Origin of the sequence: Sorangium sp. So ce394 (genome assembly GCF_051474665.1) — a bacterium.
Classification (GTDB): Bacteria; Myxococcota_A; Polyangia; order Polyangiales; family Polyangiaceae; genus Sorangium; species Sorangium cellulosum_D.
The window spans coordinates 3747678-3764218 of record NZ_CP150339.1 but is presented as its reverse complement, the minus strand read 5'-3'; the positions used below and the strand labels follow the sequence as shown (position 1 = coordinate 3764218).

The window sequence follows — 16541 nt, the reverse complement described above, 5'->3', positions numbered from 1 at the left end:
GCCATGTACGGCGCCTATCTCCCCAAGAAACCCCGGCGCGTGCTCGTGCTCGGCTCCGGCGCGCTCCAGATCGGTCAGGCCGGCGAGTTCGACTACTCGGGGTCGCAGGCGATCAAGGCCCTCAAGGAAGAGGGGATCGCCACCGTCCTCGTGAACCCCAACATCGCCACCATCCAGACGAGCGAGGGGCTCGCCGACCGCATCCACCTCTGCGCGGTCACCCCGGAGTTCGTCGAGCGGATCATCGTCAAGGAGGAGGTCGACGCGATCGCCCTCTCCTTCGGCGGGCAGACCGCGCTCAACTGTGGGCTCGAGCTCCACGACGCCGGGATCCTCGACAAGTACGGCGTGCGGGTGCTCGGCACGCCGATCAAGGCCATCCGCGACACCGAGGACCGGCGGCTCTTCATCGACCGCCTCGACGAGATCGGCGTGAAGACGGCCCGGAGCCGCGCCTGCCGCACGGCGGCCGAGGCCATGGCCGCGGCGCGCGAGATCGGGTTCCCCGTGATGCTCCGCGGCGGCTACGCGCTCGGCGGCAAGGGCAGCGGCATCGTCGAGAGCGAGCGCGACCTCGACGACGCCGTGCGGCGCGGCTTCGCCGGCGGCGTGCCCCAAGTGCTCGTCGAGGAGTGCCTCCGCGGCTGGAAGGAGATCGAGTACGAGGTCGTCCGCGACGGCCGCGACAACTGCATCACCGTCTGCAACATGGAGAACCTCGATCCGATGGGGATCCATACCGGGGAGTCGATCGTCGTCGCCCCGTCGCAGACGCTGAACGACGAGGAGTACCAGCTCCTCCGCTCGGTCGCGCTGAAGACGATCCGCCACCTCGGCATCGTGGGCGAGTGCAACATCCAGTACGCGCTCGACCCGAACAAGGTCGATTACCGGGTCATCGAGGTGAACGCGCGCCTCTCCCGGTCGAGCGCGCTCGCCAGCAAGGCGACGGGCTACCCGCTCGCGTACGTCGCGGCGAAGATCGCCGTCGGCTACACGATGCCCGAGATCGCCAACGCGATCACCCGCAGGACGACCGCGTTCTTCGAGCCGGCGCTCGACTACCTCGTCTGCAAGGTCCCGCGCTGGGACCTCGGCAAGTTCCGCGGCGCCTCGATGCGGATCGGCAGCGAGATGAAGAGCGTCGGCGAGGTCATGGCCATCGGCAGGACGTTCCCCGAGGTCATCCAGAAGGCGCTCCGGATGCTCGACATCGGGGTGAAGGGGCTCGACCCCGACGCGTTCACCTTCCAGGACCTGCCCGACGCGCTGAAGAACGCGACGCCGCTCCGGATCTTCGCCGTCGCCCGCGCGCTGCAGGAGGGGATGTCGGTCGACGCGATCCACGATCTCACCAAGATCGACCGGTGGTTCCTGCACCAGATCGAGCCGATCGTGCGGATGCACCGGGACCTCAAGACGCTCCGGGTGCCCGTCCCGGCGCAGGCCGACAAGCCCGCGGCGGCGCAGGAGCCCGCGCTCGACGAGGCGACGCTCCGGGAGGCCAAGCAGCTCGGCTTCAGCGACCGGATGATCGGCACGCTGACGGGCGCGCCGCGGGGCTCGCTCCGGGAGCTCAGGAAGCGGCACGGGATCGTGCCGCACCTCGCGCAGATCGACACGCTCGCGGCCGAGTTCCCCGCCGAGACGAACTACCTCTATTCGAGCTACCACGCGTCGGCCACGGACGTCGCGCCGTCCTGGCGGAAGAAGATCATGGTGCTCGGGTCCGGCGCCTACCGCATCGGATCGAGCGTCGAGTTCGACTGGTGCTGCGTCAACGCGATCCGCGCGGCCTCGGAGCTCGGCTACGAGACCATGATGCTGAACTACAACCCGGAGACGGTCAGCACCGACTACGACACGTGCGACAAGCTGGTCTTCGACGAGATCAGCCTCGAGACGGTGCTCGACATCTACGAGCGGGAGCAGCCGTACGGCATCGTCGTCAGCATGGGCGGGCAGGTCCCGAACAACCTGGCGCTCCGGCTGCACCAGGCCGGGGCGCGCATCCTCGGCACGAGCCCGGGGAGCATCGACACGGCCGAGGACCGGAAGAAGTTCAGCGATCTGCTCGACCGGCTGGAGATCGATCAGCCGCGCTGGGCGCACGTCGTCGACGCGGCCCAGGCGGGCGAGATCGTGAACAAGCTCGGCGGCTTCCCGGTCCTCGTGCGCCCGAGCTACGTGCTGAGCGGCGCGGCCATGAGCGTGGCGCACGAGCCCAACGAGCTCGATCGCATCCTCGCCCGGGCCAAGGCGGTGTCCCCGGCCTACCCCGTGGTCGTCTCGAAGTTCGAGACCCACGCCCGCGAGGTGGAGATCGACGCGGTCGCCGACCGGGGGGAGATCATCCTCTGGGCGATCAGCGAGCACGTCGAGAACGCCGGCGTCCACAGCGGCGACGCGACGCTCGTCTTGCCCCCGCAGTCGCTCTACATCGCGACGATCCGCAGGATCAAGCAGATCGCCCAGCAGGTGGCGCGGTCGCTCTCGATCACCGGGCCGTTCAACATGCAGTTCCTGGCCAAGCACAACACGGTGAAGGTCATCGAGTGCAACCTGCGCGCGTCGCGGAGCTTCCCGTTCGTGTCCAAGGTGACGGGGAACAACTTCGTCCGGGAGGCGATGCGCCGGATGCTCGGCGTGTCGCAGCCGGTCGAGAACCGCGGGCTCGATCTCGATTACGTCGGCGTGAAGGCGCCGATGTTCTCGTTCTCGCGCCTCGTGGGGGCCGACCCGATGCTCGGCGTGGAGATGGCGAGCACCGGCGAGGTCGGCTGCTTCGGGGACGACGTGCACGAAGCGCTGCTGCACGCGCTGCTCGCGACCGGGTTCCGGTTCCCGAAGAAGGGCGTCCTCCTGTCGCTCGGGCCGCTCGAGGACAAGTACTGGTTCGCGGACGAGGCGCGCATCATCGCCGAGCACCTGAAGCTGCCCATCTACGCGACCCCGGGCACGGCGGAGGCGCTCCGGGCGCTCGGGCTCGAGTGCACGAGCCTCGCGAAGCAGCCGGACGAGGGGGAGACGGCGATGAGCGCGATCGAGCAGGGGAAGGTGGATCTCGTGATCAACATCCCCCGCGAGTACGACCAGCTCGGGCGTCCGGACGGATACCTGATCCGGCGGCGGGCGGTCGACGCGAACATCCCGCTCATCACCGATCTCCAGCTCGCGCGCGCGGTCATCGAGGCGATGCGCGCGAAGCGGATCGAGGACCTGCGGACGCTCGCCTACGACGAGTACATCGCGCGGAGCCCGGTGGCGCTGCGCTGACGTGCAGGCCCGCGCGCCCTCGGAGGGGGCGCGCGGGCGCCCCGCCGAGCTCGCCTGGGCCATCGCTCCTTCCTAGAGCTACGCGAGCCAGCTGCGTTGAGCGGGCTCATCGCTCGTGCGGATTCGAGCGCGAGGGCTCGCCCTCAGTCGTTCGTGACGATGAACCAGCCGTTCACCAGGCTGCCGGCGGTCGTCGAGCTCGCTCCAAGGATCGCGCTGCCCCCCTCATTGCGGAGGCACATGCCGACATTCCAGTTGCCCTCTGTCAACGAGGTCGTGCCAGAGACAGCGTAGGTGGCGCGCGTCGGCGTGAAATAGTGGCTCGCATAGGCGTTTCCGAAGAAGTTGACGAGATCGCCCCCGACGCCCGCCTCGTCGACCGGCTGGTAACAGAGGCCGACCATGGCGAGGAGCGGAGCGCTGGACGGGCCTAGACCAAGGGCCGCAGAGGCCGATCCCGTCACGCGCTTTGTCCCGGTGATGCTCACCAACCCCGGAGGACCGACGAAGACGTATTCGGGGCTGAAGCCAGAAAAAGAGGTGGCAACGTTGCCCGCAATCGCGATCGTCGCGAGCACCCCCGACGGACCGACCGGCCCCTGAGGGCCCTCCGGCCCCGGAGGCCCAGGAGGACCCTGCGGCCCCTCAGGACCCACCTCGCCAGGCAGCCCCTGAGGTCCCTGAGGGCCCTCGGGCCCAGGAGGCCCCTGCGGCCCCTCAGGACCCACCTCGCCAGGCAGCCCCTGAGGCCCCTCGGGCCCAGGAGGACCCTGCGGCCCCGCGACCCCGGTCGGATTGCCGACCCAGTTGCCGTTCTCGTCGATGACGACCTTGTCGCCGATCTTCACCAGCTTCGGCGTGATCTCACCAACTGCGTTGTTCGCGACCATCGCGTACGGAACGCTCCCGATCGCCGCGCGAGGCTCCATCTCCGGATCGTTCGCGACCGTGATTCCAAGGTAACGGACCGAGCCGTTGAAGACCTTCGCGGCCTGCTCCTCCGTGAAGTCGAGCGCCGTGGAGAAGTATCCGTCGTCGAACGAGATCGAGATCGTCTCGCTCCAGAGCGGCGCCTCGCCGTCCTCGGGCGCCTCGGCGGCGTACACCGCGAACGTCACCTGGAGCGCGTCGTTGACCGGCTCTCCGTTGGCCGTGAAGAGCCGGCCCTGGTGCGTGATCTGCGTCGGCACAGCGGCAGACGCGCCGCGCACGAGGCCGACCGAGGCGGCGAGGAGGACACAAATCGCGAGGACACGCCGTCCCATCCCGTTCATGGCAAGCTCCCATTCGCCCCGACGAGCCCGCCCTGCATGCGGTAGCTCGGCGAGGTCGTCTTTCCCTGATTCTGCGTCGGCTGACCGAGCGTGAAGACCATGCGGTAGCTCGGGCTGCTCACGACCTCGCCCGCGCTGACCACATCGCTCGCAGCGACGCCCCGGTCCGCAACCTCAGCCTTGCCCCCCTCACCGCCCCCGCCGTTCGACGCCACCGAAGGGCCAGCCCCCGCACCGCCAGCACCCCCGGCCCCACCGCCGCCCGACCCGGGCCCGGTCACCGTCAGCTCTTCACTGCCGCAGCTGCAGCCAGGAAACACGGCAAGTGATGCAACAAACAGGCCAAGCCAGGTAGAAAATCGCGGTCGCGCCATCAACGTGTTCCCCTCTGCTTCTGGGGCTTACGATCTGGGACAACAAGGTACGCGCGCCGCTACCAAGGTTCAATCGAATCCCGAACCGTTGTGAAGCGTCGCCGCTTTACGTCGCGGTCGACGGGAAGCAACGAGCACGACAGCGCGCCGGCACGCTCACGCCGCAAAAAGGTGTCCGCGCAGGTGCGTTACGAGAAACATCCGCTCTCCGGTGGAATGCTCTCGCTGCCTCTCTCCGCGCTTGCTCCTGCGCGCGGCGTGGAGCCGGTCCAGCCATGAGCGCCAGAGCCGCCTATCGGTGTTCATCGGCGCGTCCGCCGCCCTGTTGCTGAGCACGCCGATCGCCGTCGCGCTCGCCGAGGCGGTCAAAGCGCGCATCGACCCGCGCTGGACTCGAGGGCTCGCCCGGAGCCTGCTCGTCGTCATGGGCGGCATCCACCTGCTCGGCGCGCGCCGCACGGCCGCGCGATGGCCCGCGCCACGCGGCGATCCCCCGCCCTACAGCGCGCGACCGGGCGGGCCCGCGCCGCCGTTCCCGTCGGCCGCGTCGGCCGGCGGCGACGGCGCCCCGCCGGCGGCGGCGCGCAGCTCCTCCGCGACCGCCGCGGGGTTGAACGTCACGAACCAGCGGAGCGACCACCAGAGCAGGTTGAACCAGGCCGGCACAGGCAGCCGGCGCGTCACGCCGACCTCAGCGATCCCGGCCGCCGCGAAGAAGACCGGCAAGAGCGTGCCGAGATCCGCGCGGTAATCCATCGCCTCGCGCACGTCCGCGTTGATCCCGGCGACGGCGTGCGCGACGGCGCGCGCGACGCGCGTCGGGCCAGGGTGGCCCTCGGGCCGCGGGGCGGCGATCAGGCGGCCGTCGTCGTCGCGCGCCTCGCCGACCAGCTCGGCGAGCCGGGCGCGCAGCCGCTCCGCGTCGAGGCCGCCCTCGAGGCGCTCGACGATCACCGAGCCCGTGACCGGTCGGACCGTCACGACCTCGCAGGCGGGATCGGCCGCGAGCTGCTCCGCGACCCGCTCGCACGCGCGACGATGGCCGGTCAGCGCCGGGGCGCGCAGGCGGACGCGCCGCTCCAGCACGTGGGCGACGAGCACCGGCGGCAGCCTCATGACGACGGCTCCCCGTGGAGCTCGGAGGCGCCGTTGCTCCGGCGCGCCGCGCGCGCGCCCCGCTCCGCGCCCCCGGCCGTGCGCCGCGCGCGCTCCGCGATCTCGGCCCAGAGATCCTCGGCGTGCTCCCGCTGGCGCTCGACGAGGGCGAGGCCCAGCCGGCCCAGGTGGAGCCCGAGCGCCGCGATCTCGACGACCACCGGCCGGAGGTGCTGCTTCTTGCCCATCAGGAGGACGGCGCTGCCGACCCCGAGGGCGAACGACGGTGGATGAAACCTCATGATGCCGTATCCCCCTTTCGCGAACCGGCGGCGCGCGCGCCGCGCGCGCCGTCGTCGATGCGCTCGACGTCGAGGAGGTCGACGGAGTCGACCGGGCGGACGATCGAGATCTCGCGGCCGGCGCCCGCGGCGCGCGCCGGAGACCCGCGGACCAGCGAGGGCAGCGCGCCCGCGATCAGCGCGAGCGCGAGCTCGCCGGCGGCGAGGCGCGGCGCCCCGAGCAGGCGGCCGAGAGAGCGCGAGCCGAGCGCGAGCGCCTGGAGCGCGGAGGTCGCGGCGAGCGCGCGCGCGACGTGCGGGTTGTCCCGGCGCGCGAGCGGGCCCGGAGCGCCCTCCGGGGCGCCGGCGCGGCAGGCGAGGATGTGGAGCAGCTGCGCGGTCACGAGCGCGGTGAACGCCCTCGACCCCGCGGTCGCGCGGCCGCCGATCGCGTACGCCGCGAGCGAGGCCCCGGACATCGTGGCCGCGTCGAGCCCCAGCGCGCGGAGGTCGCGGCCGCCGAGCAGCGGCGCGGCCGGATCGCGCGGGGGGCGCCGCATGACGCCGGGCTCGGCCGGCTCCAGCGCGAGCGCGAGCGCGGGCGCGATGTCGGTGAGCAGGTTGATCCAGAGGAGCTGGAGCGGCGTGAGCGGCGAGGCGCCGACCAGGGCGCCGGCCAGCATCGCGAGCACCTCGCTCGCGTTCGTGGCGACGAAGTACGCGATCGCGCGGCGGACGTTGTCATGCAGCCGGCGGCCCTCGCGGACCGCCTCGGCGAGGCTCGGCAGGTCGTCCTCGGCGAGGACCACGTCGGCCACCGCCCGCGCGATGTCCGTGCCGCGCTTGCCCATGGCCACGCCGACGTCCGCGGCCTTGAGCGCGGGGCCGTCGTTCACGCCGTCGCCCGTCATGGCGACGATCGCGCCGCGCTGCTGGAGCGCCCGCACGATGTCGAGCTTGGCCTCGGGCGTGACCCGGCTGTGCACGGCGTCGGCGGGGATGCCGAGCTCGGCGCCGATCGCGCGCGCGGTCCGCTCCTGATCGCCCGTGAGCATCAGGGTGCGGATGCCCGCGCCGGAGAGGGTCGCGAGCGCCTCCCGCGCGCCCTCGCGCGCCGGATCGCGGAGCCCGACGAGGCCGGCGAGCTCGAGCGGGGCGTCGTCGTCCGGCCGGCCGTCCCGCCGCCACGCGAGGGCGAGCACGCGCAGGCCGCGCGAGGCCATCGCGTCGTTCTGCCGTAGCACCTCGTCGCGGCCCGCGCCGGGCGGGGCGTCGCAGCGCGCGACCACCTGCTCGGGCGCGCCCTTCACGAGCTCGATGTGCCCGAGCTCCGGGTGATCGTGGACCGTCACCATGAACGAGCGCTCGGCCGAGCGGCGCTCCTCGCTCACGCGCCGCGCCGCGAGGCGCCGCGCCGACACGGGGTAGCCGGCCGCGAGCGCGAACTCGACGAGCGCGCGCTCCGTGCCGCTGCCCTGGACGACCTTGCCGACGTCGCTCAGCTCGACGTCGGCGTTGAGCGCGGCGATGCGCGCGAGCGCGTGCACGCGCGGGGCGCTCACGGCGACCTCGCGCCCGTCCTCGCCGACGAGGGCGATCTCGCGCGGCGGCCCGGCGCCGTCGCGATCGCCGCCGCCGCGCTCGCCGCGCGTGGCGCGGGCGACCCGCAGGACGCCCTCGCCGGGGAGGAAGATCTCCGCGACCCGCATGCGGTTCTCGGTGAGCGTGCCGGTCTTGTCGGCGCAGACGACGCTCACCGCGCCGAGGGTCTCGGCCGCGGCGAGGCGGCGGATGACGATGCCGCGGCCGCGCAGGCGGCGGCTCGCCAGCGCGAGCGCGGTGGTGCCCACGGCAGGGAACCCTTCGGGGATGGCGGCGACGCCGAGGGCGACGGCGCTCCGCGCGAGCTCGCGGAGCGGCCGCCGCCGCGCGAGGCCGACGGTCACCACCGCCGACGAGCTCGCGAGCGCGAAGGCCGCGAGGCGCCGGCCGATCCAGGCGAGCTCCCGCTCGATCGGCGGGGTGCGCTCGCCCTCGCGGGAGAGCGCGCGCTGGATGTCCCCGAGCGCGGTCCGGCCGCCCGTCGCGACGACCACCGCCGCGCCCTCGCCCGAGGCGACCGTGGTGCCCGCGTACACCATGCCGCGGCGCTCGGCGAGCGGCGCGCCGGCGTCGACCTTCGCGGCGCCCTTCTCGACGGGCTCGCTCTCGCCGGTCAGCGTGCTCTCGTCGACGGCGAGGTCGCGCGCCGCGACGACGCGCGCGTCCGCGACGACCGGCTCGCCCGCGCGGAGCGCGAGCACGTCGCCCGGCACGATCTCCGACGCGGCGAGCCGCTGCTCGCGCCCGTCGCGCACGGCGCGCGCCCACCCGACCCGGAGAGCGCCCCAGGCGTGCAGGAGCTCCTCGGCGCGCGACTCGGTGTACGTGCCGATCGCCGCGTTCGCGCCGACGACGAGGAGGACGGCGCCCGCGTCGACCGTATCGCCGAGCGCGAGCGACAGGCCCGCCGCGCCGAGGAGCAGCGCGGTGGGCACGGTGAAGAGCTGCTCGGCGAGGATCTCGAGCGACGAGCGGGTCGCGACGCCCGCGAGCTCGTTGGGGCCGACCTCGCGGAGGCGGCGCAGCGCCTCGACGGCGCCGAGCCCCGCGGGCGGGTCGACGCCGAGCGCGCGGGCGACCTCGCTCGCGTCCTCCGCGTGGGCCCGGTCGACGGCGGCGGCGCCCTCGCCCCGCGCGGCCGGCGCGCGCTCGCCCCGCGCGGCCCAAGCCGCCCCGCCGCCGCGCTCGCGCTCGGCCGCGCCCTCGCGGCGGAGGCGGCGGCGCGCGCCGCGGACGAGCGCGCCCACGCCCTCGGCCAGGGCCAGCGCGGCGCGCCGCGCGGACGGCGGCGGCGGGGCGCCGGGCACGGCATAGGCGGCGAGCACGACGGCGGCCAGGTGGGCCGCGTCCTCCCGCACGCGCACGAGCACCCGCCCGGTCCTCGCGCTCGCCCGCGCGGACGCGACGCCGGGGACCGCGGCGAGGTCGCGCTCGATGCGCGCGGCGCGCGCACCGTCGCCGAACAGGCCGGCCACCTCCGCGCGCAGCCGCGCGATCCCGGCGCGCCCGTGCAGATCGCGCCCAGGCGAGCGGCGGAGCCGCCGCGCGCTGCCGCCGCCGCGGCTCCTCCCCGCGCCGGCGAGACCGATCCAGCCCGTCCCCGAACGCCCCATGATCCTCCGCGCTGGGCTCTGGGCCTCTTCAAAGGTCGAGCCAGCGCCGGTGTGCGGGCGGGCCACATCGCTCGGACGGGCCGGCGCGGCGGCGCCGAGGTGGTCGGCTTGTTGCGGTCTGGGCGCGGGGTTAGCGTGCGGACTAAGGAGGGCCGCATGACTACACGCTTTCTTGAGGACAAGATCATCGCCATCACGGGCGCGAGCTCGGGGATTGGACAGGCGTCCGCGTTCGTGTTCGCGGGTCACGGAGCGCGGCTCGTCCTCGCCGACATCGACGAGGATCACGGCGAGGCGACGGCGCGGAGGATCCAGGAGCGCGGCGGCGACGCCGTCTTCGTCCGGGCCGACGTGACGCGGGCGAGCGACGCCGAGGCGATCGTGGCGCGCGCGGTCGAGCGCCACGGCCGCCTCGACGGGGCCTTCAACAACGCGGGCATCGACGGGGCGATCGCGGCCACGGCCGACTGCACCGAGGAGAACTGGGATCGCACCCTCGCCGTGAACCTCAAGGGCCCGTTCCTCTGCATGAAATACGAGCTCGCCCAGATGCTGAAGCAGGGAGGCGGCGCCATCGTGAACAACGCGTCGGTCGCGGGCCTGGCCGGCGTCGGGTCGCTCCCGGCCTACGTGGCCTCGAAGCACGGCCTGGTCGGGCTGACCAAGACCACCGCGCTCGAGTACGCGAAGCGCGGCATCCGCGTGAACTCGGTGTGCCCGGGGCCCATCCGGACGCCGATGTACGACAGCGCGATCAAGAACAACCTGGTCGACGAGAAGGCCCTGCTCGCCCTGGAGCCCATGGATCGCCTGGGATCGCCCGACGAGGTGGCCGAGGCGGCCGCGTTCCTCCTCTCCGACCGCGCGACGTACATCAACGGGCACGCGATGGCCGTGGACGGCGGGTGGACCGCCTGGTGATCGATCGCCCGGGCGGCCCGCGCCCGCCTCCGCTCACCCCCGCGCCGCGATCGAGGCGAGGACGGTCTGCAGCGCGCTCGGCTCGATCGGCTTGACGAGGTGCATCGCGAAGCCGGCCTCCTGGGCCCGACGTCGATCTTCCTCCCGGCCATAGCCGGTCAGCGCGATCATGAGCGAGGGGGAGGTGCCCGGGCTGCCCTTCAGGGCGCGCGCCACGCCGTACCCATCCATCCCGCCGGGAAGGCCGATGTCGCACAGGACGACCTCCGGCAGGAACGCGCGGGCCGCGTCGACGCCCGCGGGCCCGGACAGGGCCACCTCGACCCGGTGGCCCTCCATGGCGAGCAGCGCTTGCAGGGTCTCCGCGGCGTCGACGTTGTCCTCGATGATCAGGATGCGCAGCGATCGCGCCGCGAGGTCCGAGCCCGGCGCGGCGCTCTCGGCCGACGGCGCGACCTCGCGCGAGAGCGGCAGGCGGAGGACCACCTCCGTCCCGCGGCCGATGCCCGCGCTCTCGGCCGAGACCGCGCCGCCGTGCAGCTCGACGAGCCCCTTGACCAGCGCGAGGCCGAGGCCGAGCCCGCCCCGGCTGCGGTCCAGGCTGCAGTCGGCCTGGCTGAACGGCTCGAACGCGCGCGCCAGCATCGCCGCCTCCATGCCGATGCCCGTGTCGCGGACGCGGATCGCGGCCGAGCTCTCCGGCGCCGCCGACAGGGCGACCGTCACCCGTCCGCCGGCCGGGGTGAACTTGCTCGCGTTGTGCAGCACGTTGCCGATGGCCTGCGACAGGCGCGTCCGGTCGCCGTGGACCCACAGCGGCTCGTCCGGGATCTCCAGCGCGAGCGCGAGGCCGCTCGCCTCCAGCGTGCTGCGGTAGTCCTCGGCGGTCTGCCGGAGCAGCTGCGCGAGGTCGCAGCGCTGCTTGCGCAGCTCGATCCGGCCGCGCGCCACGCGCGAGACGTCGAGGAGATCGTCCACCAGCCGGGCCATGTGCGAGACCTGCCGCTCGAGCACGCCGCACGCCCACGCCGTCGACGGCTGCTCGGGCCCGGACCGCCGCAGGAGCTCGGCGGCGTTGCGCAGGGGCCCGAGCGGGTTGCGCAGCTCGTGGGCGAGCATCGCCAGGAACTCGTTCTTGCGCTGGTCCGCTTCCCTCAGCGTGGCCTCGGCGCACTTCCGATCGTGGATGTCCGTGCAGGTGCCATACCACTTCACGATCTCGCCCGACGGCCCATGCACCGGCACCGCGCGGCCGAGGTACCAGCGGTGCTCGCGGGTAGTGAGGACCCAGAAGCGGTATTCGATGTCGAACGGCTCGCCGGACAGGACCGAGCGACGCCAGCTGTCCGTGCACCTCCGGCGATCGTCCGGGTGCACGAAGGAGACCCAGCTGTCGCCGGTCACCTCGCCCTCGCTCAGGCCGCAGATCTCGTACCACCTGCGGTTGTAGTAATCGACGCTGCCGTCCGGGCGCGCCGTCCAGGCGATCTGCGGCATGGCGTCGGCGAGCGTCCGGAACTTCGCCTCGCTCTTCCGGACCATGTCGTCGACCTGCTTCCTCTCGGTGATGTCGTGGGCGATGCTGATGACGAGCCGCCTGCCCGACGCGTCCCTGCCCAGCGGCGCCCCGCGGAAGAGCCACGTGCGCTGCTCGCCGCGCGCCGTGGTGACCGCGGCCTCGAGCTCGCCCGTGGAGGCGCCGTCCAGCGCGTGCAGGGCCTTGATCCTGGCGCGGACGACGTCCTTCTGGGCCGGGTGCGCCCGGTCGAGCCACGCGTCGATGGTGGGGATCTCCTCGCTGGCGTAGCCGGTGATGTCGGTCCACGCGGGGTTGACGCCGACGACCCGGCCGTCGTCGGCGTGAATCATGATGGGGAACGGGATCGCCATCACGGCGCGACGGAATCGCTCCTCGCTCTCCTGGAGCAGGAGCTCGGCCTGCTTGCGCTCGGTGATGTCGATGACCGAGCCGACGTAGCCGAGGAACTCGCCGTCCGGGCCGAGCCGCGGCGAGCCCGAGGCGATGCACCAGCGGTACTCGCCGTCGCGCCGGAGCAGGCGGTAATCCACCCGGAAGGGCTCGCGCCGCGCCTCGGCCCGCCGGAAGACCTCGAACGTGGCCGGGCGATCCTCGGGGTGGATCGCGTCGAGCCAGCCGAAGCCGAGGTAGGTCGCCTCGTCCTGGCCCGAGAACTCGGTCCACCACCGGTTGCCGTACGTGGCGCGGCCGTCGGAGCCCGTCATCCAGATCATCACGGGCGACTGATCGGCCATGTTGCGGAAGCGCTCCTCGCTCTCCCGGAGGGCCAGCTCCGAGAGCTTCCGGGGGGTGATGTCCCCGACCACGCCCACGAGCCGACGCGGGCGCGCATCGCGATCCCGCTGCACCAGCGCGCGGCTGTGCACCCAGCGCACCTGCCCGTCGGGATGGAGGATGCGGAACTCGGCGGAGCAGTGCGCCTCGCCGCGCAGCGCGCTGTCGAAGCGCGCCCAGACCTCGTCCCGGTCGTCGGGGTGCAGGAGCCGCGCGAAATCGTCGAGGGTGCCGCCGAACTGCGCCGCGTCGATGCCCGCGCACTCACACGCCTTTTCCGACCAGAAGAGGCCCCCGCTCGGCACATCCAGCTCCCAGACGCCGAGCTGGCCGCCCTCGAGGGCCAGCCGCAGTCGCTCCTCGCTCTCGCGCAGGCGCTCCTCGCCGGCCTGAGCCAAGAGGGTCGACCCGGGATGCAGCTCGGCCTCGCTCTGCCCGCGCGGCGCCCCCTCTCCTCGCGCCCGCTCGTCGATGTCGGCCGCCGTGCCGAGCCAGCGGCCCGCCCGGCCGCCCGCATCCTCGAGGACGGGCTCGGCTCGGCCGCGGAACCAGCGGTAGGCGCCGTCATGCCGCCGCACACGGAACTCCAGCTCGAGGGCCGCGCCCCGCTCGACGGCCGCCCGCCACGCCGCGGAGCAGCGCACCGCATCCTCCGGATGGATGACGGCGGCCAGGCCCAGGCGCGTCACCTGGTCCGCGGCCGGGCCGGCGTACTCGCGAAAGCGGCCGTTGACGTAATCGCACGAGCCGTCGCTGCCCGCGACCCAGACCAGCTGTGGGATGCTCTCGGCGAGCAGACGGAAGTGCAGATCCATCCCGCGCGGCTCGGCCCCCCGCGGCTCAGCCCTCCGCGGCTCAGCCCTGCGCCCCTGCTTCGTGGAGATCACACTCATTCGATTCGCGTCGCGCGATTCCACCGGGCATTGCCGGCGAAACGCCGTGGACGCTTTGTCTGCGCTCAGCTCGTTCCGCAAGGGCCGGAGACGCACCGCTGATGCGGAGTTCCCGGCATGCGATCCGGAGAGAGCCCAACGCAAAGACGCAAATGCGCAAAAAGAATAAATAGGATGTATTTTTGCGTTATTGCGTCTTTGCGCCTTTACGTTGAACTCTCTCTTCGCTCGCGAGGCAGATCCCTGGCGGGACTTCTGATCCGCGCCCGCGGGGCTAGCCGCGTCCGAACCGCTCCACGAACTGCCGGTGCGCGGCGAGCTCGGGCGCGTCTCCGCTCCAGAGCTCCTTCTCGCGGTAGCCGGTCGCCACGGACAGCACCTCGATCCGCCGCCCCTCGGCCCTGAACCGCACCCGCCACGAGGTCACCGCGAGCCGCATCGCGTCCCCGTCGGCGCGGATCCTCCGGTAAGGGTGCGGCTGCGGGCCGAGCGCGAGCGCGCGGTCCACCCGCTCCCGCAGCGCGACCCCGTGCGTCGCGTCGAGCCAGGCGGCCTGCTCGGCCGCCCGCTCGCTCCAGACCACCTCGAACCCCGGCTCCGGATCCGCCGGCGCCTCGCCCGGCGCGAGCGGCGCGACCCAGCCGGTGCGCGCGTGCGGGTAGGCGTCGGCGTAGGGCACGTACGGCTTCAGATCGAGCACCGGCGTGCCGTCGATCATGTCCACGCCGCTCACGCGCAAGGTGAGGCCGTCCACCCCGAGGAGCTTGACCACGCTGAGGCCGATCGGGTTCGGGCGGTGCGGCGAGCGCGTCGACAGCACGCCGCGCCGCTTGCCGGCGCTCCGCGGCGGCAGGACCTTCGGGCGCCAGCCCTCGTTGAGGTGGAACCAGAAGACCACCCAGAGGTAGTCCCACCCCTCGATGTCGCAGAGCGCGTGCTCCAGGCCGCGGCCGGGCACGAGCTCGATCGTGCCCTCCGCCCCGGCCGCGGCGTGCGGCTGCCGCGGCGCGCTCACGCGGTCGGGGAACGGGGTGCGCACCACGCCGATGGGCGTGAACGTGACGGGCGTCACCGGAGCGGCACCTCGACGAGCAGGACCGCCGGGCCCTCGAACGCCGCCCGGCCGCGCTCGAGCGGCGCCCGCTGCGCCGCGCCGCCGAACCGCGGCTCCTCGCTGAACGCGAGCGCCCGCGCCTCCGGGCGGCCGAGGTCCAGCGCGAGCGCGCCGCGGAGCGCGACGAGCGCGACCACGGCGGTCTCGCCGCCCCGGCGCTCGATCCGGACCGCGTCCGGGGAGAGCGCCTCGGCCGAGAACGCGTCGCGCGCGCGGCTCCGCAGCGCGGGGTGCGACGCGCGCAGGCCGAGGAGCTCGCGGTACCAGGCGAGCACGCCGGCGTGCTCCGGCCGCTGCCGCTCGCTCCAGTCGAGCTTCGAGCGCTGGAACGTGCGCGGATCCTGCGGATCCGGCACCTCCGCGCCGCCGAACGACGTGAAGTACTGGAACTCGCGCCGGCGGCCCTCGGTGACGAGCCGGCCGAGCTCGGCGTTGTGATCCGTGAAGTACTGGAACGGCGTCCGCGCGTTCCATTCCTGGCCCATGAACAGGAGCGGCGTGTACGGCGTGAGCAGGAGCAGCGCCGACATCGTCCGGAAGGCCGCCGGGCTCACCTTGTCCCCGAGCCGGTCGCCGACCGCGCGGTTGCCGATCTGATCGTGGTTCTGGATGCAGTGCACGAACCGCGGCGGCGGCACCGGCGCGGCGGGCGTCCCGCGCGGCTTGCCCGAGTGCTTCGAGACCTGCCCCTCGTAGAGCCACCCCTTGCGGATCGTCGCGGCGATGTCCTCGGCCGTGCCCCGGTGATCCTCGAAATAGCCGTCGCGATCGCCGGCGAAGAGCACGCGGAGCTCGTGGTGGAAGTCGTCGGCCCACACGCCGTCGAGGCCGTACCCGCCCTGCTCGACGGGCGTCACGAGGCGCGTGTCGTTGGTGCTGTCCTCGGCGATCACGACGACGCGCCGCCCCGCGCCGGCCGCCCGCGCGCGCTCGGCGATCTCCCGGAGGATGTGGGGCTCGGTGTCGTCCAGGATCGCGTGCGTCGCGTCGAGGCGGAGGCCGTCGATGTGGAAGTCGCGGATCCACATCTCGGCGTTCGCGATGGCGAGCGCGCGCACCTGCTCGGCGCCCTCGCCGTCGTAGTTCACCGCGTCGCCCCAGGGCGTCTTGTGGCGATCGGTGAAGTAGCGCTTCGCGTAGGCGCGGAGGTAGTTCCCGTCGGGGCCGAAGTGGTTGTAGACGCAGTCGAGGACCACCCCGAGCCCAGCGGCGTGGGCCGCGTCGACGAGGCGGCGGAGGCCCCCCGGGCCGCCGTAGGCCGCGGCCGGGGCGAAGAGATCGACCCCGTCGTACCCCCACCCGCGCTCGCCCGGGAAGCTCGCGACCGGCATGAGCTCGATGGCGGTGATCCCGAGCGCCCGCAGGTCGGCGAGCCGCCCGATGAGCGCGTCGAACGTGCCCTCCGGCGTCGCCGTGCCGACGTGCACCTCGTAGAGGACGAGATCCTCGAGCGCGACGCCCTTCCACCCCGCGTCGGTCCACGCGAACGAGGGGTCGTCGACCGCCGACGGGCCGTGCACGCCGAACGGCTGCGCGCGGGAGTAGGGGTCCGGGAACGGCCCCTCCCCGTCGATGCGCACCTTGTAGAGCGCGCCCGCCCCGAGGCCCGGCGCCGTCGCCTCGAAGTAGCCGCCGCCGGTGGGGGCCGCGGGCAGCGCGCCCGTGATCTCCTCGCCGTCCTTGCCGTAGGTGACGATCTCGATCCGATCGTGGTCGGGCGCCCAGACCCGGAAGCGGACGGCGCCGCCCTCGAGCCATGCGCCCATCGTGCGAATCGCCTTCAT

At 73.3% G+C, this 16541-nt stretch carries 10 protein-coding genes and 1 pseudogene; 3 read left to right on the top strand and 8 right to left on the bottom strand.

The annotated features are described in order from the left end of the window. The first annotated feature begins 3 nt into the window (after positions 1-3). A complete protein-coding gene (gene carB, locus WMF33_RS14045; protein WP_437337614.1) occupies positions 4-3276 on the top strand; it encodes a carbamoyl-phosphate synthase (glutamine-hydrolyzing) large subunit in 3273 nt (1090 codons plus the stop codon). Between the two features lie 143 nt (positions 3277-3419). On the opposite strand, the gene WMF33_RS14040 is transcribed toward carB, so the two are convergent. Next, on the bottom strand, positions 3420-4550 hold the full coding sequence (locus tag WMF33_RS14040) for a collagen-like protein (protein ID WP_437337613.1): 1131 nt from the start codon (positions 4548-4550) through the stop codon (positions 3420-3422). Continuing rightward, complete coding sequence (locus tag WMF33_RS14035; RefSeq protein WP_437319854.1) at positions 4547-4765, bottom strand: hypothetical protein; 219 nt, start codon at positions 4763-4765, stop codon at positions 4547-4549. The genes WMF33_RS14040 and WMF33_RS14035 overlap by 4 nt, the downstream gene beginning before the upstream one ends. A gap of 370 nt (positions 4766-5135) precedes the next feature. On the opposite strand from WMF33_RS14035, the pseudogene WMF33_RS14030 reads away from it, so the two are divergent. After that, positions 5136-5342: pseudogene (locus WMF33_RS14030) on the top strand (TMEM165/GDT1 family protein); the annotation flags it as partial. Between the two features lie 80 nt (positions 5343-5422). Here WMF33_RS14030 and WMF33_RS14025 read toward each other — a convergent pair. Genes WMF33_RS14025 through WMF33_RS14015 form a run of 3 tightly spaced genes read right to left on the bottom strand, consistent with a single transcriptional unit; the run spans position 5423 to position 9515 of the window. Then, positions 5423-6040, bottom strand: a complete 618-nt coding sequence (locus WMF33_RS14025) for an HMA2 domain-containing protein (RefSeq protein ID WP_437337612.1) — start codon at positions 6038-6040, stop codon at positions 5423-5425. Further along, positions 6037-6321: a hypothetical protein gene (locus tag WMF33_RS14020; protein WP_437337611.1), complete on the bottom strand. Its 285-nt coding sequence runs from the start codon at positions 6319-6321 to the stop codon at positions 6037-6039. Before WMF33_RS14020 ends, WMF33_RS14025 begins: the two co-directional genes overlap by 4 nt. Continuing rightward, entirely contained in the window at positions 6318-9515 is a 3198-nt protein-coding gene (locus WMF33_RS14015) for a cation-translocating P-type ATPase (RefSeq protein WP_437337610.1), read from the bottom strand. The genes WMF33_RS14020 and WMF33_RS14015 overlap by 4 nt, the downstream gene beginning before the upstream one ends. 156 nt (positions 9516-9671) lie before the next feature. Here WMF33_RS14015 and WMF33_RS14010 point away from each other — a divergent pair, with 156 nt between their 5' ends. Then, on the top strand, positions 9672-10436 hold the full coding sequence (locus WMF33_RS14010; protein ID WP_061626099.1) for a glucose 1-dehydrogenase: 765 nt from the start codon (positions 9672-9674) through the stop codon (positions 10434-10436). Between the two features lie 33 nt (positions 10437-10469). Here WMF33_RS14010 and WMF33_RS14005 read toward each other — a convergent pair whose 3' ends face one another. From WMF33_RS14005 to treZ, 3 genes are all read right to left on the bottom strand, one after another. Next, positions 10470-13565: a hybrid sensor histidine kinase/response regulator gene (locus WMF33_RS14005; protein ID WP_437337609.1), complete on the bottom strand. Its 3096-nt coding sequence runs from the start codon at positions 13563-13565 to the stop codon at positions 10470-10472. A 352-nt stretch (positions 13566-13917) separates the two neighbouring features. Continuing rightward, on the bottom strand, positions 13918-14715 hold the full coding sequence (gene tsaA, locus WMF33_RS14000) for a tRNA (N6-threonylcarbamoyladenosine(37)-N6)-methyltransferase TrmO (RefSeq protein ID WP_061626095.1): 798 nt from the start codon (positions 14713-14715) through the stop codon (positions 13918-13920). After that, complete coding sequence (gene treZ / locus WMF33_RS13995; protein ID WP_437337608.1) at positions 14712-16541, bottom strand: malto-oligosyltrehalose trehalohydrolase; 1830 nt, start codon at positions 16539-16541, stop codon at positions 14712-14714. The genes tsaA and treZ overlap by 4 nt, the downstream gene beginning before the upstream one ends.